A 17,545-nucleotide genomic window follows, 5' to 3' on the forward strand; every position below is an offset into this window, starting at 1 on the left:
TCACCTGTCAGTATCCGTTGTCGGCGGACAGATCATAGGCCGTGTCAAAGCCAGCGCGCGCGCCGCAGGACATAAACTCGCTCACTTCAACCGGCGTGTTGCCCAGATTGCCTGAATAGCGAAAGTCGATCCGGCGGCCTGACGTGCGGAACAGGTTGTAGGTCATCCCGTCCTGCGTGGTCCCCGTCCACCAGCCGGTGCTAGCATCGTATCGCGCTTCGGGAATGTCGAGGCTGCACAAATGCGCGTTGCCGCCAATGGCAGATCCCTCTGCACGCACAGAGCCATCCTCCAGCTCCGTTAACGTGATGGTCTGATAGCTCGCATTTTCCAGCACTGGCAGAATGCGGGCATAGACGTCCCAGCTGCGCGCAGCTTCGGGCAGAGGCAGAACTTCGAAATGGTAGTGCACCGAATGGTCAGGCGCGAGGATCAGGTCCTGCCCCAGCAGCGCTTTAAGCTGAGCGATGCGGTTGTTGTAGGCAAGCTCGATGCACAGCCGGTCCTCGCAAGCGTTGCGTTCCCGCAGCCAGGCGCGCTGTTCGGCAATGCGGCCCTTACCCACAGCCCGGACCTGTTTCCATGCCGACGAAAGGCGAAGGTCGAGATCGCGCAAATGCCCGTCATACGGACCGCAGATGATGGTCTCGACCGTAGTTGCTGCCGCTGCGCATTCGAATGAAGGACTGTCCGGCTCTCGGCGGGCGACCTCGCTTTGCGTGGTGGAGATCAGCAGCCGCGCCTCTTCGGCTGACACGGTCACTGCTGGAACGGGGTGTTCGGCTCCATCGGGGTAAGGCGACGCGCTGTAGTGGGTCAGGACCAGCTCCCCCTCAACCACAGCCTCTCCCAGATAGAGCAGGGATCGCGGCGACACGCGCGTCTGGTTGAGCTTCGCGCCGGCGAACTTTTCTGCCTCCCAGATGCCAAAGCTACTGAGGTTCGCGCCCACAAGGCTGCTCCCGCGAAAGTCGGGCGCTCCCCAGCAACTGACATCCACGGTGATGCCGCAGTGAAAGCTAGCTCCGCGCAACTCAGCGCGCTGGAAATTGACCTCTCGCAGGTCGATACCCTCGTAGCGCGCGATCAGGCGCATATCGGGCAGGAACGCGCCCTCGAAGGTGGTGTCGCGGAGCGCAACACCTCGGGCGGAGAAGCCCGGCCATGACACCTCGGAGGCCTGCGCTTGCGTGAAAGAGACCCGCTCCAGCTGAAGTCCCTCAATCTCAGAGCCTTCCCAATTGGTCCCGTCCAGAACTGTCCCGTGCAGGCAAGCCCTTTGCAGCAAAGGTGCAAGAGCGCGCATGTCCGCTCCACCAAAATTGCCGCCGCGCACCACCAGGCGGCTGCCTTCGGGCGCGGCCTTGATGGCCTGAGCAAGTCTTGCCGGATCAGTCATCCCGCGCGCATCGACGATCGTCCAATCGCTCACATCCTGATGCAGATCGAAATGCGGGCGGCATTCATCAAGCCATTCAGGTTCGGGCGCGCTTGCCAAATCAGATGGCTCGAAAGGCGCAGACAGCGAAGCAAGGATCAGAGCTGTGAACATGGTTTCCCCCTCAGGCACGGCCTTTGCACAATCGCGGTTTGGCAGGAGATGAACAAGGCCCTGTTTTGGGGTGGGCTTTGTAGTGGGTTCGCGTGCGGACTGATGTGTCAGGGGGCATCATAAGCCGGGTTCTGTATCCGCCCGAGTCTCCCCAAGCGGTGGCAGCCATTCATCTGGGCGGCCTGTTGCCAGGCGCGCTCAAGCAGCCAACCCGGGCCTCTGGCGCGAAACACGCCTGCCTTCTTGCGAAAGCGCGAGGCCCCTATTTGGCCTTGCTCCGGGTGGGGTTTGCCATGCGAGCCTTGTTACCAAGGCTCCGGTGCGCTCTTACCGCACCCTTTCACGCTTGCCTGTGACCTTTTCCGGTCCATCGGCGGTTTACTCTCTGTGGCACTTTCCCTGTGGTTGCCTCCCGCAAAGGAGTTCCCACGGCGGGCGTTACCCGCCACCCTTGTTTCGTGGAGCCCGGACTTTCCTCGCACACAAAAGCACACGCGGCTGCCTCAGCCCCCTGACCCTGCCGCCTTTACAGCAGAGCCAAGGGGTAGGAAAGCCACAAGAAACAGTCAGCGCCCTAGTCGTCAGACTTGAGCAGAAAGTTCCAGATCAGCGCGCCAATGGCTGCACCCACCAGAGGCGCGACCCAGAACAGCCACAATTGTGGCACAGCCGCCGTGTCGGCGTAGAAGGCGACGCTGGTCGAACGGGCCGGATTGACGCTGGTGTTGGTCACCGGAATGGAGATCAGGTGGATCAGCGTCAGCGCCAAACCAATCGCAATCGGTGCGAAACCCGCTGGGGCCTTGTCCGATGTCGCGCCCAAAATGACGATCAGGAAGCCTGCGGTCAGCACAATCTCTGCCACCAGAGCCGCCGTCATCGAATAGCCGCCGGGTGAAAGCTCCCCATAGCCGTTGGAAGCAAATCCGCCCGCGGCAAAGTCAGGCGCGCCGCTGGCGATGACGTAGAGCGCGCCAGCCGCGACGAAAGAGCCGAGCACCTGCGCGACCCAATAAGGCGCAAGCTCACCCCAGCTGAACCGTCCGCCAACCGCGAGGCCCAGTGAAACTGCCGGGTTGAAGTGCCCGCCTGAAATGTGCCCAACTGCGTAAGCCATGGTCAAAACCGTCAGACCAAAGGCGAGGCTGACGCCGACAAAGCCAATACCCAATTCGGGGAACGCGGCTGCCAGTACGGCGGAGCCGCAGCCTCCAAACACCAACCAGAATGTGCCGATAAATTCGGCTCCAAGTTTTTTCATCATGTGTGATCCCTCCCAAATGTTTTTGCTATTCTCACATTAAAGCACATTCTCCCGAGTGCCGCTGTGAGGAATTGTAAAATCGTCCATCACCGCGTTATCCCTTGATCCCGCTCCAGCAGAAGATGCCAAAGGATCGCGCCCAGTTGCGCGTCAGGCTTGCCGGTGATCCGCTCAGGCCGCCAGCGCCGCTCAAACGCCTCAATCGTCTTGCGCCCCTCGGTGATGTCATAGCCATAGCGTTCCAGCGCGAGGATGAAGGCGCCTTCATTGTGGAACGGATCAGCTCGTTCAATCTTAGCAGGGCTGGGCAGACACAGGCCGTAATCCGCCAGCCGCTCCCACGGGAACAGCTCGCCCGGATCAATCTTGCGCATCGGAGCCACATCGGAGTGGCCGACCACATTGGCGCGCGGAATGTCGTAATCCTTCACGATTCTAGCGGCGAGCGGGATCAAAGCGTCGATCTGCGCATCGGTAAAGCCGCGATAGCCGCCATTCGCCGGATCGTGCCCCGGATGGTCGAGTTCGATCCCGATGCTGGCCGAGTTCACATCCTTGATCCCGCGCCAGAAGGATGCGCCAGCATGCCAGGCCCGCTCCTTTTCCGAAACGAGCTGGATGACTTCGCCGTCTTCGGTGATGAGGTAGTGGGCGCTGACCCCCGCCTCTGCATCTGTCAGCCGGTCGAGCGCGGTCTCCACCGGCTTCATCTCGGTATAGTGCATCACCAGCATGGTGATGGGCAGCTTGCGCTCACCGCAATTGGGCGATGGGACGACGCGGTGAACAAGCTCGCTCACCTCCATGTCGCGCCACTCGGGTGAGAGAGGGCCGCTCAACCGATCATGCCCTCCGGCTCGGGCAGGACCGCGCCCAGCACCAGCGCGTCATCCGTTAGCGCATATTGCAAACCCCCGCCCATTTCTGCGGCGAGCAGTGCGATCATGTGAGCGGCGGCGGTGCGACTGGAAATGTCCTCTTGCGGCAGATCACCGTGCAGCGCCTGTCCGATCGTTTCATCAAAGGCGAGCTTTTCAGCCGTCGCCCGCGCCACAAGCTCGATATTGCCGTCACGTTTCTCCGCCCCAATGTCGAGCGTGCCGCCGCGCACCAGCGCATCGAGCGCGATTTGTGCCAGGTTCAGCATTACCTTCACAGCAGGCTTGGGCAGTGAGCTATCAGTGACCGCCCAGTTCAGCTCCACGCGTTTCGCATCCGAGGCGAGCGCGGCAATGACTTCCTGCGCCTCCTCAACCGGGACATTGTCTCCGAACCCGCCAGCCGCTCCGAAAGCGAGGCGGAAGAATTTGAGTTTGTCGGTGCTGATCTTCGCGCTCTGCTCCAACAGGCTGATCACATTGGCGCGCATCTCCGCATCGCTCTCATCCGCGAGCAGCTCCAGCCCGTTGGACAATGCTCCCACGGGTGAGAGCATGTCATGGCACAGTCGCGAACACAGCAGCGCAGCAAGGTCGGTTTGCGAAGTCATTTGGTAGTATTTTCCCTCTCACGTCAGAGCGTTCTGACACACTTGACACACTGTCTAAGGGCAAAAAGGAAGCAGTGCCAATCCTGCTTTTGAAACTCACGCCAAAGTGGCGGTAAACGGGTGCGAAAGCGCGATACATGGTGCGGGAGTTTTACTCCCCGATGATGGCGTAGGAAAGCGCTTCAAAAGTGTCACCCCTATCGCGCCAGAGTGTAACCGTCGTATCCTGCGTTCCATTCCCAGCAATCGCCCAGACTCGGCCATCGCCCGCCGCCATCGCCGTATCGGTCGGCGATGGCTCTGCGGGGCCTTTCGGATGTGAGTGAAAGTAGCCCAGCACCTGCAACCCGCCCTCTCGCTCGGCGCGGTGTGCGTCGATCAGGGCTTGCGGGTCGATTTCGAAATGGGTTTCGGGCGCCGGGTGGACATTGGCGGTGGGCGTGAAAGCGGTCACACGGTTACCCTCACCCAGCAGAATGCCGCAGGTTTCTTGCGGGTGAGCCGCCTTGGCGGCAAAGGACATGGCCTCAAGAGCGGCCCGCGACAGTCCAATGCTGCCACCCCCGTTCGTCCTGAGCTTGTCGAAGGACCGTTTTTCCTTTCTAGCGGTGCTCATGCCGTTCTGGACCTACATTCTCCATTGCCGAGGCGGCGCCCTTTACACTGGTCACACCGATGACTTGGATCATCGCATCGCTCAGCACAAGGCCGGAGAGGGTGCCGAGTTCACACGTGACAAGCTCCCGATAGAGTTAGTCTGGTCTCAGGAATTTGACACGCGGCATGATGCTTTGGAAAGCGAGCGCCAGATCAAGGGTTGGTCGCGGGCCAAGAAGCTTGCGCTCATTCGGGGAGATTGGGACGCTATCTCGATGCATGCGAAAAGTAAGAGCGGTCCTTCGACAGGCTCAGGACGAACGGAGGAAGTAATCGAGGGATTTGTCCCCACCCCCGCACGCCTCGATAAGGCACTAGCCGACGCGACGGAGCTGTCGCGCGCCCGTGTCCAGGCCTTGATTGCTGAGGGACGCGTGGAGGTGGACGGCTCGCCCGCTACCTCTGCAAGCGCCAAGGTCGCCGAAGGTGCACACTTCAACATCACCGTCCCCGCCGCGGTTGAGGCCGAGGCCAAGCCGCAGGACATCCCGCTCGACGTGACGTTCGAAGATGAACACCTCATCGTCGTAAACAAGCCTGCTGGCATGGTCGTCCACCCGGCTGCGGGCAATCCGGACGGGACGTTGGTCAACGCGCTGCTCCATCACTGCGCCCAAAACGGAGGGGGCCAACTTTCCGGCATCGGAGGGGTCGCGCGGCCCGGTATCGTCCACCGCATCGACAAGGACACATCTGGCCTCCTCGTGGTCGCCAAGTCCGACGCCGCTCACGAAGGGCTCGCCGCGCAATTTGCCGAGCACTCGGTCCACCGCCGCTACATTGCGGTTTGCGCAGGCCATCCCAGCCCTGCCGAGGGCACAATCGACGCGCGTTTGGGCCGCTCTGACGCCAATCGAAAGAAAATGGCTGTGCTGGCAAAGAATTCCTCACGCGGGAAACACGCCATCACCCATTACAAGACCCTCACACGGCTTGTTGACGCATCCGTGATCGAATGCCGATTGGAAACCGGTCGCACCCACCAGGTGCGCGTTCACTGCGCGTCAATCGGCCATGCACTAATAGGAGATCCACTTTACGGTAAAACGCCAAAGTCGCTGAAACCCCTCGTATCCAAGCTCGGATTCGCCCGTCAGGCGCTCCACGCAAAGGAACTGGGCTTTTTGCACCCGATTTCCTCCGAGAAACTACGCTTTCACGCGGATTTACCGGCGGATATTTCGGAACTAATCGACGAACTTGGCCGTTTTAATCGATGAAAGTGCCCCTAAATGGGGAATTCTCGCGTATATGTAACCGAGTGGCCTGATCCACCGGATGCCCATCAGGGGTCCGTCTACCCAGGTCGACATTAGAAAGGTTGGACCAAAAGTGAGCAAATCAGTATCAGTCCCGGCCCTTAGTGGTGAGCAGAGCCTCAATCGCTATCTGTCGGAAATCAAGAAATATCCCGTGCTGAAGCCCGAGCAGGAATACATGCTCGCCAAGCGCTATGCCGAGCACGAAGACCCCGAAGCCGCATCGCAGCTGGTGTCATCGCACCTGCGCCTCGTCGCCAAGATTGCGATGGGTTACCGCGGCTATGGCCTGCCAGTCAGCGACCTCATTTCAGAAGGTAACGTTGGCCTGATGCAGGGCGTCAAGAAATTTGAGCCCGATCGCGGCTTCCGCCTCGCGACCTACGCGATGTGGTGGATCAAGGCGTCGATCCAGGAATATATCCTGCGTTCGTGGAGCCTCGTGAAGATGGGCACCACCGCAGCTCAGAAGAAGCTGTTCTTCAACCTTCGCCGGATGAAGAAAAACCTCGACGCCTACGAAGACACCGATCTGCACCCCGATGACGTGACGAAAATCGCCACCGATCTGGGCGTGCCGGAGCAGGAAGTCGTCAACATGAACCGCCGGATGATGATGGGCGGCGACGGCTCGCTCAACACCCCGATGCGCGGCGGTGAGGAAGGTTCTGGCGAATGGCAGGACTGGCTGACCGACGACGGCCCACTTCAGGACGAGCTGGTTGCTGACCAGCAGGAAAAGGAAGTGCGTCACGAAATGCTGGTTGAAGCGATGGAATCGCTCAACGAGCGCGAGCAGCACATCCTGACTGAGCGTCGCCTGACCGAGAAGCCACAGACTTTGGAGGAACTCTCCCAAGTCTACGACGTCAGCCGCGAACGCATCCGCCAGATCGAAGTCCGTGCTTTCGAGAAGCTGCAGAAAGCAATGCAGCGGATTGCGGGCGAGCGGCTGCTTCCCGGGGTGGCGTAAGCTCAAACTAGAGTAAAACTGACAAAGGGCTCTCGCCAGAACTGGCGGGGGCCTTTAGTTATGTGGACTGCAAACGAATCACATTGAATAGGTCTCCACTCCGGTTATGGCATTTGCGTTTAAACCTCTTAAAGTTGCAGATGGTTCTTGGGCAGCTGTCAACGATGCTTGGCGCGCTCAATGCGTCGAATTTGAAGAGGACTTTGACAACTATGCCTCTGCAGCGATTTATGAATTGAATTCATTCGCATCTGAATCTGATCTTTCCTACACAGTCTTCGGTCTGATAGATGACGACAGTGATGAATGCGTGGCAGTTTGCAGCGTAAATTGGACTCGCATTCCTGGCTACAAAGGCAAAGTACTTCGTGTACGAAACCTGCTTTTTGCGCCACGCTACGATTTTGGTGAATTCGAAGTCTCAGATTACGCGCGTTTATTGGCTAGTGTTTTTGCGCGAGCTTATGCACTAGCAACCGGAGAGATGCCTTCACAGCATATTAAGTTTCATCTGCGTAGTCCTGTTGAACGTCAATTTTTTGCACTTGCTGGCGCCGATTTGGATGCGCTTGATGAGTTTAAGGCTGTTAAACCGCGTGGTTCATGGCTATACGTCGATTTGGCCTAGAGGGATGCTAGGTAGGAGCTGATCAAATGACAGTAGAGAAAAGCCTAGAAGCTTGCTTCGAAAGGGCAATTAACGCGTTTGGGGTGACGCGGTTTAAGGCCCTCCCAATTTTTGGCTCGAGTCATCGGGCGCAAGATAACAAGCAAGAGCGAAAAGCTGCATAGCGTTTAGCATCATTAGATATCATAGCTCTAATCGTTGGAAATCCAAAAGTTTCCAACCAAGACCTCTGTCTGACTGGCGCAATTTGTCTCACTTCCTGAGTCGACAATAATCGCCCTCAAGCACACTATCCAGTACCCCGCGATACTCCCCCGAACGCGCCTCTCCGTGGCGAACTAGACCAAACAGCGGCTCTGCAATCTGATCCATCGGGACAAACGCCACCGGGCACGAAACCGGCACCAATTGCGATCCCTGTCCCACTTGCAGGGTCGAGAGCAGGCCGAACATGCGGCGTTCGCGGGTTGCTCGGCCGAGCATGATCATGCGGTATTGGCCCTCTTCTGATGTCATCAGATAGGTGTGGCCTGACAGGTGCGGCATCGAGACGAAGCCCGCTTGCTGGAAGGTCGCGTCCAATCTGTCGCTCTCGGCGAAGACCAAGTGGCCCTTGGCCGCGCTCCAGCGGATGTCGGTGCGGTAGGCGTAGACCGCGTTGTCCTCGCCGAAGCTCGCGCGCAGGGTGAGGTATTCGCCTTCGATCCAACGCACGGCGGGGCGAGCATAGGAGCCCATTTCGGCAGGCGCGAGAGACGGGCCGGTTTCGGGAGCCGTTTGAGATGGGGCGTCTTCGCGAAGAGACGCGCCAAGCGCCTCCTCCAGCCGAACAATCGTCGCGAGGGTGAAGCGCCTCCGGCCAGATAGCGCCTTTTCCAAAGTCGAGAGGCTCAGCTTCGCCGCCTCTGCCAGCCCCGCGCGCGACAGACGCTGTCGGGCGATTTCTTCTCGCAGCCGGAAGGCCACCTCGGCGTTATCAAATTCGCTCATCAGTGACGCATACCCCATCTCGTTCCCCTTTGCCTCATATTTCCCGGACAAAACCGCACAAATCCGCACAATTCTGCCGCGCCCCTCCGGTCTGTGCGCTGAAGCGGCGGAAATTGGCCGGGTTTGGCCGTGGTCGGACGCCTCAACTCACCGCTAGAGAGATACGACTTGACGATGAATGGAGGCTTACATGCGACGAATTGCACAGATGAGAGCCGGTTTTCCCGACCGCGACGGCTTGAGCGTTATCCTGATCCTGGGCGTGGTTGCCCTGTTTGCGGTGACCGCTGTGTCGCTCACATCGCGTGCGGGAGCCAACGCCTCGCCGCACGCCTACGCAGGGCCGCAAGAGCCCATGCGCGCGCCCTCCACCGCATCCGAAGGCGGCCTGATGCTGCGCGCTTCGCTGCCCGCAGAGGATGGGAGCGTCGCCACCGCCATCCCCGCCGTTCGGCTGGGCACCGACATCGTCGCCGACGTCTCCGGCCAGACTGCGCGCGTGACCGTCACGCAAGCATTCCGCAACACGTCGGAGGAATGGATGGAGGCGACCTACCTCTACCCCCTGCCCGATGACGGCGCAGTCGATACGCTGAAGATGGTGGTCGGTGACCGCATCTTCGAAGGCGAGATCCAGCCCAAGGAAGTCGCGCAGGTCATGTATGATGAAGCCAAGGAGAACGGCCAGAAGGTTGCTCTGGTTGAGCAGCATCGCCCCAACATGTTCCAGAACTCGATCGCCAATGTGGGGCCGGGAGAGACCGTGCTGGTGCAGATCGAGTTTCAGGCTCCGATCCGTCAGGTCGCAGGCGAATATTCGCTGCGTATGCCGTTGGTAGTGGGACCGCGCTACGTTGCGGGAACGGCCACAGGCGGAAAAGTCGATGAAGGCATGCACCGCGCAGCCTTGCTTGCGGGTGCTTCCGACATCCTCGCCCCGACCGCTGACCCCGACATGGTCGCGCGGGTCGGAGGGGGCCTCAACCCCGTCTCCATCACCGTCAACCTCGACACCGGTTTCGAGATGAGCACCATCTCCAGCCCCTATCACGAGGTCAATGTGGCGGACGGCAAGGGCCTGACCCGCACGGTGACGCTTGCCGATGGAGCCGTCCCTGCGAACCGCGACTTCGAGCTTAAATGGGCTGCCGCTGGCCACACGCCAATGCTCGGCCTGTTTAGCCAAGAGCACGGCTCGCTCGACTATGTGATGGCAACGATCACTCCGCCCGCGACCCAGCGTCTGGGCGATATCCCCCCGCGCGAGATGATCTTCGTGATCGACAATTCGGGCTCGATGGCAGGCGATTCCATGCCAGCGGCCCGCCGCAGCCTGCTCTATGCGCTGGAGACCCTGCGCCCGCAGGACAGCTTCAACATCATTCGTTTTGACGACACGATGACGATGCTCTTTGGTGAGACGGTACCAGCCAGCCGGCATTACATCGCGCAAGCTAAGAGCTTCACGCATGGCCTGGAAGCGGAAGGCGGAACCGAAATGCTCCCCGCTTTGCGGGCTGCCCTCCGGCCGACGATAACAGAGAGCGCTGATTGCTCGGACCTTCGCCGAAGCGAGTGCACGGAACGTCAACCGTCCGTCCGCCAGGTCATCTTCCTCACCGACGGCTCGCTGTCGAACGAGGCAGACATGATGCGCGAGATCGAGCAGAACCGGGGTGAGAGCCGCGTGTTCATGGTCGGCATTGGCTCTGCGCCCAACACCTACCTCATGCGCCGCATGGCAGAGGCAGGCCGCGGGACCTTCACTCACGTGGGTCTTGGTGACGAGGCTGAGCCGCAGATGAAGCAGCTGCTCGACCGGCTGGCCCGCCCGGTGGCGACCAACCTGAAGGCGCGTGTCGAAGGCGGCAATATCGACTTTGCCCCGCGCGAACTGCCGGACCTCTATGCCGGTGAGCCGCTCGTCCTGCTAGGCCGTACACGGCATCTGGCTGGCACTCTGGTAGTCAGCGGCACGATTGACGGCATGACCTGGCAGCGCCGCATCCCGCTGGGCGAGGCGAGCGAAAGCGACGTCGTCGCCAAACTCTGGGCCTCACGCCGGATTGCCGAGGTTGAGGCGGAGCGTTGGTCGGGCGAGACCTCCTACGAGCGCGCAGACGCTTCGATCGAGGAACTGGGCATGGACTTTGGCCTCGTGACCAGCCGCACCAGCCTGATCGCGGTCGATGACACGCCGAGCCGCCCGGAAGGCGCGCGCATGCTCCAAGAGGAACTGCCGCTGTTGCTGCCCGCTGGCTGGGACTTCGACCATCTGTTCGGCGGAAAGACCGTAAGCGCAGCCGAGTTTGCAGCATTCCGCGAGCGGCAGAACGAAGCCATGGAGCATCGCCAAGCGCTCAACCTGCCCAATGGCTCAACCGGATATGTCCTGACGCTGATCGCCGGCCTCCTGCTCCTGTTGGCAGGTCTGGTGAGCGGCGTGTGGTGGAGGCGTGAATGGCTGGCCGAATGGCTCGCCACCTCCAGCCTCCAGCGGAAGGCGGCCTAATGCTCGCCACTCCCCTCCACCACCAAGTCGAAGGGCGCGGGGTCCAGAAAGGAGTTGTTTCTCATGCCCCAACCCCAAATTCAGCAAGGGGCGCCCTTCGCACCTACCTACCAATGGTCCTCATCGCGGCGCTGCTTTTGAGCGGCGCCGCTTTGACGGCCAAGGCGCTCTACATTCCGGTCAAGGCAGAGGTTGCGCAGGTCCTGCTCGCCCGCGCCTTCGACAAAAGCTTGGAGAGCGGCGCACCGGTGAAGCCATGGAGCTGGGCCGACACCGCTCCCGTCGCACGCGTCTCCGCACCACGGCTGGGCGTAAGCGAGATCGTGCTGTCGGGCGGATCGGGGGAAGCAATGGCCTTCGGGCCGACGGAAGTCCTCGACGACCGCCCGCGCGGCATCACCATCCTCTCCGCCCACCGCGACACGCATTTCGAGTTCATCCGCGATCTGGAAGTCGGAGACACGATCGAGATGGAGCGGATCGACGGCTCCTCGGCTGAGTTCCGGGTGACGCGTTTCGAGACTGTGCGCTGGGACAGCTTCACCTATCCCGGCGACAGCTCGCACACACCGCAATTGGCGCTCGCGACCTGCTGGCCGTTTGGCACCCATGTCTCCGGCCCCTTGCGCCGCGTTGCGTGGACTGAAGAAATCGCATCGCAGGAGATTGCAGCCACCGCTAGCTGATCCTATTTGACGCGGCATCATGATCCGCCGCATTGCTCGCACCACTGCCACCCTCATTGCCAAGGCGATTCTCGCCTTCGTGGTGCTGTCGCTTTTGCTGGTGCTGCTGTTCAAATGGGTGCCAGTGCCGATCACGGCGACCATGATCCTCGACGAAAACTCGATCACCAAGGATTGGGAGAGCCTCGACAATATCGACCCCAATCTGGTCGCCGCCGTCATCGCGGCGGAGGATTCCAAATTCTGCGAGCATTCCGGCTTCGACACCGAAGCGATTGAGAAGGCGATTGAAGACAACGCAAAAGGCGGGCGCATCCGCGGCGGCTCCACCATCAGCCAGCAGACCGCCAAAAACGTCTTCCTATGGCAGAATGGCGGGTACTTCCGCAAAGCATTGGAAGCCTGGTTCACTTTCTGGATCGAGCTGATCTGGGGCAAAGAGCGGATCATCGAAGTCTATCTCAACGTCGCGGAAACCGGCATCGGCACCTATGGCGCAGAAGCTGGAGCGCAGCGCTATTTCAGCCATTCCGCCGCGCGCCTTACGCCTGATGAAGCCAGCCGCATGGCCGCTGCCCTCCCCCAACCAAAGAAACGCGCCGTCGTCAGCCCCTCCGGCTGGCTCGCGCGCCATGGCAACTCGATCGAGCGCCGCATTGGCATCGTCCAACGCGACGGTCTGGACGATTGCGTTTACGAGTGATTCCAGTGTCCAAGCACTGATACGCCTTCAGCTGACCATTGACCTTGGCGCTTTGCGAGGCCATTTGGGGAGCCAAGTCGAGAGGGATCGCGACTAGCACACTGAAACGGGGCCAAACCTAGTGAAAACACTTGCCCGCATCCCTCTTTCCCTAGAGACCGTATGCTGATGTCTGACCCATCCGCCCAATCTGCCGATATCGCGCGCGAAGAGCTGCGCGCGGCGATGGTGCGTCTGGGTCAGGGTGATCAAGCCGCGCTCGAGCAGATTTATGAAGCGACGCGGGTGAAACTGTTTGGGATTTGCCTGCGTATCTTGGGCGATCAAAAGGAAGCAGAAGACGCTTTGCAGGACGTCTACATCAATCTTTGGCAGCGTGCCGACCGATACGACCCGTCGCGGGCGAGCCCTATTTCGTGGCTTGCTACCTTTGCGCGCAACCGGGCAATTGACCGCCTGCGCACCGGCAAAGTACGTGGCGGCGCGGTGCCTGTCGAAGAGGCGGCTCCGCTGCCCGATGAAGCTCCGCTTGCCGACGTGCTGCTGGTTGATGCGGAGCGCACCGCGCAGATTCACGAATGCCTCGGCAAGCTGGATGAACGCACCCGCTCCCACATTTCCTCCGCCTTTTTCGACGGCTACACCTATGCCGAACTGGCAGAGCGTGCCGATGTGCCACTGGGCACGATGAAGAGCTGGATCCGCCGCGGGCTCAAGCGCCTGCGCACATGTCTGGAGGCAAGCGAATGAGCGGGCCTGACAAGAACCAGCCCGAAGAGGATAGCGTGGACATGAACCACGGGAACGCTTTGGCAGCTGCGGAATATTCGCTCGGCCTGCTCGAAGGCGAGGAGTTGGAAGCGGCGAAAGAGCGCATGGCCTCTGACGATGGCTTCATGTGGCGCACCGTGTGGTGGGACAATTGGCTCGCCCCGCTGACCGACGACATGAAGGGCGCCGAGCCCGATCCTGCCGTCTGGCAACGCATCGCCGCGCAAGTCAGCGCTGAGACGCAGGCTCCCGTGCAGACAAGTAGCGCTGAGGTGATCGACATCACCGACACGCTCGCCGCGCGTTTGAAGCGCTGGCAGTGGACCGCCGGGATAACCTCGGCGGCAGCGGCGGTCCTTGCAGCGGTGATGATCCTTGGCCCCGGTGACGGCGTGCCCGTTCCCGGAGCAGGCGATACACCACAAATGGCCGTTGCTGATGCGCCTCTGGTGGCTCAGGTTCCCATTGGTGACACAGGGCTGCGCCTAGACGTCACCTACGTGCCCGAAAGCGACCGACTGCTGGTCGGAGCGATCGGCCTCACACCGGATGGTGTTCACGATCACGAATTGTGGCTGGTGCCTGCTGATGGCGGCGCACTGCAGTCCTTGGGCGTAGTGAAGCCGGGTGAGTTCCTCAGCCGCGACCTCTCCACGGAGATCGCCGACAATATGGGCGAAGGTGTACAGCTGGTCCTGACGCGTGAGCCGATTGGCGGAAAGCCTGAAGGCGTGGATGCGGGCCCGGTTGTCGCCGAAGGTGCATTCTCAGCGGTCTAAAGCAGGTCGGGCCCGTCTTTGGCACGGTGCACTTCGTCGTTGAACGACCTCACTGCAACGTCATCCCCCTCGGGAAATCGAACTTTTTGCGAGTTTCTCGCATCCGCTGCATCACCCCTTGCGTAATTCTCCATGCAAGACCGGGAGGGCTTGCTCAGATGGAGATAAGTTATGATCCCGACTTCCAAGACCTTCCGTAATGCCGCCCTCGCCGCTGTTGCTGCGACCACAGGCCTCGCCGCTATTGCGACCGTTCCAGCGACAGCTCACCACCATTCCAGCGCTAGCCAGAATCAGCGCCCGAACCTGGTTGAGACCGCTGTCGGCACTGGCGTGCACACCACTCTGGTTGCCGCTGTGCAAGCCGCAGGTCTAGTCGAGACCCTGTCTTCGCCCGGCCCTTTCACCGTATTCGCTCCGACTGACACCGCTTTCGCCAAACTGCCCGACGGCACTGTCGAAACGCTGGTGAAGCCTGAGAGCAAGCAGACGCTGACCCGCATTCTCACATACCACGCTGTTGCGGGTCGTGTGACAGCAAGCGATCTCGTCAATCTGATTAACACCCATGGCGGCGAGTATCGCATTCAGACCGTCGCGGGTCCGATGCTGACCGCTCGTCTATCAGGTGACAAGATCATCATTACCGACGGTGCAGGCCGCGCAACCGCTGTCACCACCGCCGACGTGCGCACCTCGAACGGCATCATCCACGTGACCGACGGAGTGTTCCTCCCCGGCTAAAGATTGGTCCCCTCAGACCAGCTAGCGTCGCTTCCGTTCCCTCCCTCCCACCCTAGGGAGCGGCGCTTTCAACCGCCCCGTCCGGTTCCTTCCTCCAAAGGGCCGGGCGGGGTTTTTGGTTTGGAGAATGATGCGCGCAGGGGTGGAGGGACAGCTAGCTTCCGAGTGCAAACTCCACCGCTGCCATTGCGTGGATATGGGTGGTGTCGAACACCGGCACAGGGCTGTCCGTTTGGGAGACCAGCAGTCCGATCTCGGTGCAGCCCAGGATCACGCCCTGCGCGCCCTCGTCTGCCAGCCTGGCGATGATTTCGCGGTAGGTTTCGCGCGAGGTGTCGAGCACTTCTCCCGCGATGAGTTCATCATAGATGATCCGGTGAACCTCTGCGCGGTCATCAGCCTCAGGGATCAGTACCTCGAGCCTATGATGGTCCTCCAGCCGCTCGCGGTAAAAGTCCTGCTCCATCGTGAAGGCTGTGCCGAGCAGCGCGACCCGCGTGATCCCTTCCGCGCAGACCGCATCGGCGGTCGAGTCCGCGATATGGAGCAGCGGCAGCTCGCTCGCATCCTCCAGCGCACCGGCGCATTTGTGCATAGTGTTGGTGGCAAGCACGAGACACTCCGCCCCGCCCACATCCAGAGCTTCAGCACTTTCAATCAGCATTTCGGCAAGCTGATCCCACTCGCCCTCTGCTTGAAGCTGAGCGATGGGGCCAAAGTCGAGGCTGTGCATCAGGATCTTCGCCGAGTGCGGAGAGCCCAGTCGGTCCCGGACAACGCTGTTGATGTGGCGGTAATATTCTGCCGAGCTCTCCCAGCTCATCCCGCCGATAATGCCAATGGTTTTCATTTACCTAGCCTCAGCATTGTCCGCGTGCCCACCGGACGTGGAGCCAAAGGACAACCATTTGTGCCAACACTAGCGCGGCGCTAACCCAGACTAAGTCCGATGATGGATCTCTGAAACTGGGATCGAGAGGCAATCGCGGCACAAGCCAAAAGTAAGAGAAGAGCACCAACACAAAAACAAGAGTAACCGACCAGATCGCCAACCATCTCGGACCAAACCAAGTCGGCCGCATTTGGAAGTCATACTGCATCGGCAGCTTAGCAAAGCGCCGGAAACGCCACTGCGCCCACACACCCGATGAAACGAAGAAGACTAACGCGAAAAGCGTAGCCAATGTCGCTGGATCGCCAAGGATAAGGTCAGTCAACCCGACCGCTTCAATCGGGACGTCGGGGTTGAGAGCGCCTGTGCTCAGGCCGCCTCTTCCTTCGCTTCTTCGCTGCCGTGCACGCGGATGGGGTCTTTTCTGCCCTCAACCACGTCTTCGTCGATCACGATTTCGGTCACGCCGTCCATGTCGGGCAGGTCGAACATCGTGTCGAGCAGGATGCCTTCGACGATGGAACGAAGCCCGCGAGCACCAGTCTTGCGCTTGATAGCGCGTTCGGCGATGGCTTTGAGCGCTTCTTCAGTGAAGGTGAGCGCAACATCCTCGAGCTCGAACAGTTTGCCATATTGCTTGACCAGCGCATTCTTCGGCTCTTGCAGGATGGTCACCAGCGCATCGACGTCGAGATCGTGCAGGGTTGCGATGACCGGCAGACGGCCAACGAATTCGGGGATCAGACCGAATTTGAGCAGATCTTCAGGCTCACTCTTTTCAAGCAGCTCGCCCACTTTGCGCTTCTCCGGATCGGCGACATGCGCGCCAAAGCCGATTGAGCGTTTCTGCAGGCGGTCCGCGATGATCTTGTCGAGACCAGCGAAAGCGCCGCCGCAGATAAACAGGATGTTGGTCGTGTCGACCTGCAGGAACTCTTGCTGCGGATGCTTGCGGCCACCTTGCGGCGGAACGGAGGCCGTAGTGCCTTCCATCAGTTTCAGCAGAGCCTGCTGCACGCCTTCACCCGACACGTCGCGCGTGATTGAGGGGTTTTCCGCCTTGCGGGTAATCTTGTCGATCTCGTCAATGTAGACGATGCCCTGCTGCGCTTTCTCGACATTGTAGTCGGAAGCCTGGAGCAGTTTGAGGATGATGTTCTCGACATCCTCACCCACATAGCCCGCTTCGGTCAAAGTGGTGGCGTCTGCCATCGTCCACGGCACATTGAGCGTGCGCGCCAGCGTCTGGGCAAGCAGCGTCTTACCCGTACCGGTCGGACCGACCAGCAGGATGTTGGACTTTGCCAGTTCCACATCACCGGCTTTGCCCGAGTGGTTGAGGCGCTTGTAATGGTTGTGGACCGCGACCGACAGATTGCGCTTGGCGCTGTTCTGACCGATCACATAATCATTGAGCGTTGCGAATATTTCGGACGGGGTCGGAACCTCGCCTTCCTTCTTGCCAGCAATGCCAGCCTTGGTTTCTTCGCGGATAATGTCGTTGCACAGCTCAACGCACTCATCGCAGATGAACACGGTGGGGCCGGCGATAAGCTTGCGCACTTCGTGCTGCGACTTCCCGCAGAAGCTGCAATACAGGGTGCTCTTGCTGTCAGATCCGCTCAATTTGGTCATTCCTAATCATC

17 protein-coding genes, 1 other RNA gene and 1 pseudogene are annotated in these 17,545 nt (G+C 60.4%); 10 read left to right on the plus strand and 9 right to left on the minus strand.

The features are described from left to right. Positions 1–7: 7 nt before the first annotated feature. From AC0V6X_RS09935 to AC0V6X_RS09960, 6 genes are all read right to left on the minus strand, one after another. Positions 8–1,552, minus strand: a complete 1,545-nt coding sequence (locus tag AC0V6X_RS09935; RefSeq protein WP_486184395.1) for a hypothetical protein — start codon at positions 1,550–1,552, stop codon at positions 8–10. Positions 1,553–1,656: 104 nt separating this feature from the next. Next, positions 1,657–2,066, minus strand: an RNA gene (gene rnpB / locus AC0V6X_RS09940) — RNase P RNA component class A. 60 nt (positions 2,067–2,126) lie between these two features. Further along, a complete protein-coding gene (gene aqpZ, locus AC0V6X_RS09945; RefSeq protein WP_486184396.1) occupies positions 2,127–2,816 on the minus strand; it encodes an aquaporin Z in 690 nt (229 codons plus the stop codon). A gap of 86 nt (positions 2,817–2,902) precedes the next feature. After that, positions 2,903–3,622 carry an N-acetylmuramoyl-L-alanine amidase gene (locus tag AC0V6X_RS09950; RefSeq protein ID WP_486185564.1) on the minus strand — a complete coding sequence of 240 codons (720 nt, stop codon included), beginning with the start codon at positions 3,620–3,622 and terminating at the stop codon, positions 2,903–2,905. Positions 3,623–3,651: 29 nt separating this feature from the next. Further along, a complete protein-coding gene (locus AC0V6X_RS09955) occupies positions 3,652–4,305 on the minus strand; it encodes a histidine phosphotransferase family protein (protein WP_486184397.1) in 654 nt (217 codons plus the stop codon). 151 nt (positions 4,306–4,456) lie between these two features. Continuing rightward, positions 4,457–4,921, minus strand: coding sequence for a M67 family metallopeptidase (locus tag AC0V6X_RS09960; RefSeq protein WP_486184398.1), 465 nt, complete (start codon positions 4,919–4,921; stop codon positions 4,457–4,459). Between AC0V6X_RS09960 and AC0V6X_RS09965 the strand changes: the two are divergent. The 4 genes and pseudogenes from AC0V6X_RS09965 to AC0V6X_RS09980 all read left to right on the plus strand — a co-directional run. After that, positions 4,920–5,129: pseudogene (locus AC0V6X_RS09965) on the plus strand (GIY-YIG nuclease family protein); the annotation flags it as partial. The gene AC0V6X_RS09960 and the pseudogene AC0V6X_RS09965 sit on opposite strands and share 2 nt — an antisense overlap. Before the next feature lie 48 nt (positions 5,130–5,177). Beyond that, the gene (locus AC0V6X_RS09970; protein ID WP_486185565.1) at positions 5,178–6,182 is read left to right on the plus strand and encodes an RluA family pseudouridine synthase; all 1,005 of its coding nucleotides are present in this window, start codon (positions 5,178–5,180) and stop codon (positions 6,180–6,182) included. 58 nt (positions 6,183–6,240) lie between these two features. Then, the gene (gene rpoH / locus AC0V6X_RS09975; RefSeq protein WP_486184399.1) at positions 6,241–7,194 is read left to right on the plus strand and encodes an RNA polymerase sigma factor RpoH; all 954 of its coding nucleotides are present in this window, start codon (positions 6,241–6,243) and stop codon (positions 7,192–7,194) included. Between the two features lie 106 nt (positions 7,195–7,300). Then, the gene (locus AC0V6X_RS09980) at positions 7,301–7,822 is read left to right on the plus strand and encodes a hypothetical protein (RefSeq protein ID WP_486184400.1); all 522 of its coding nucleotides are present in this window, start codon (positions 7,301–7,303) and stop codon (positions 7,820–7,822) included. A 252-nt stretch (positions 7,823–8,074) separates the two neighbouring features. Here AC0V6X_RS09980 and AC0V6X_RS09985 read toward each other — a convergent pair whose 3' ends face one another. After that, positions 8,075–8,812: a helix-turn-helix domain-containing protein gene (locus tag AC0V6X_RS09985; protein ID WP_486184401.1), complete on the minus strand. Its 738-nt coding sequence runs from the start codon at positions 8,810–8,812 to the stop codon at positions 8,075–8,077. Between the two features lie 190 nt (positions 8,813–9,002). On the opposite strand from AC0V6X_RS09985, the gene AC0V6X_RS09990 reads away from it, so the two are divergent. The 6 genes from AC0V6X_RS09990 to AC0V6X_RS10015 all read left to right on the plus strand — a co-directional run bounded on the left by AC0V6X_RS09990 (position 9,003) and on the right by AC0V6X_RS10015 (position 15,007). Continuing rightward, a complete protein-coding gene (locus AC0V6X_RS09990) occupies positions 9,003–11,324 on the plus strand; it encodes a marine proteobacterial sortase target protein (RefSeq protein WP_486184402.1) in 2,322 nt (773 codons plus the stop codon). A 113-nt stretch (positions 11,325–11,437) separates the two neighbouring features. Further along, the gene (locus tag AC0V6X_RS09995) at positions 11,438–12,010 is read left to right on the plus strand and encodes a sortase domain-containing protein (protein ID WP_486184403.1); all 573 of its coding nucleotides are present in this window, start codon (positions 11,438–11,440) and stop codon (positions 12,008–12,010) included. Between the two features lie 19 nt (positions 12,011–12,029). Further along, entirely contained in the window at positions 12,030–12,713 is a 684-nt protein-coding gene (gene mtgA, locus AC0V6X_RS10000; protein ID WP_486184404.1) for a monofunctional biosynthetic peptidoglycan transglycosylase, read from the plus strand. A gap of 162 nt (positions 12,714–12,875) precedes the next feature. Beyond that, positions 12,876–13,463, plus strand: coding sequence for a sigma-70 family RNA polymerase sigma factor (locus AC0V6X_RS10005; RefSeq protein WP_486184405.1), 588 nt, complete (start codon positions 12,876–12,878; stop codon positions 13,461–13,463). Further along, entirely contained in the window at positions 13,460–14,263 is an 804-nt protein-coding gene (locus tag AC0V6X_RS10010; RefSeq protein ID WP_486184406.1) for an anti-sigma factor, read from the plus strand. The genes AC0V6X_RS10005 and AC0V6X_RS10010 overlap by 4 nt, the downstream gene beginning before the upstream one ends. Positions 14,264–14,434: 171 nt before the next feature. Beyond that, entirely contained in the window at positions 14,435–15,007 is a 573-nt protein-coding gene (locus AC0V6X_RS10015; RefSeq protein WP_486184407.1) for a fasciclin domain-containing protein, read from the plus strand. A 154-nt stretch (positions 15,008–15,161) separates the two neighbouring features. Here AC0V6X_RS10015 and AC0V6X_RS10020 read toward each other — a convergent pair whose 3' ends face one another. Together AC0V6X_RS10020 and clpX are read right to left on the minus strand one after the other, a co-directional pair. Continuing rightward, positions 15,162–15,857 (minus strand): aspartate/glutamate racemase family protein, encoded by a 696-nt coding sequence (locus tag AC0V6X_RS10020; RefSeq protein WP_486184408.1) that lies wholly within the window; start codon positions 15,855–15,857, stop codon positions 15,162–15,164. 411 nt (positions 15,858–16,268) lie between these two features. Next, positions 16,269–17,534: an ATP-dependent Clp protease ATP-binding subunit ClpX gene (gene clpX, locus AC0V6X_RS10025; RefSeq protein ID WP_486184409.1), complete on the minus strand. Its 1,266-nt coding sequence runs from the start codon at positions 17,532–17,534 to the stop codon at positions 16,269–16,271. Between the last annotated feature and the right edge of the window lie 11 nt (positions 17,535–17,545).

It is taken from the genome of Erythrobacter sp. S267 (assembly GCF_057365045.1).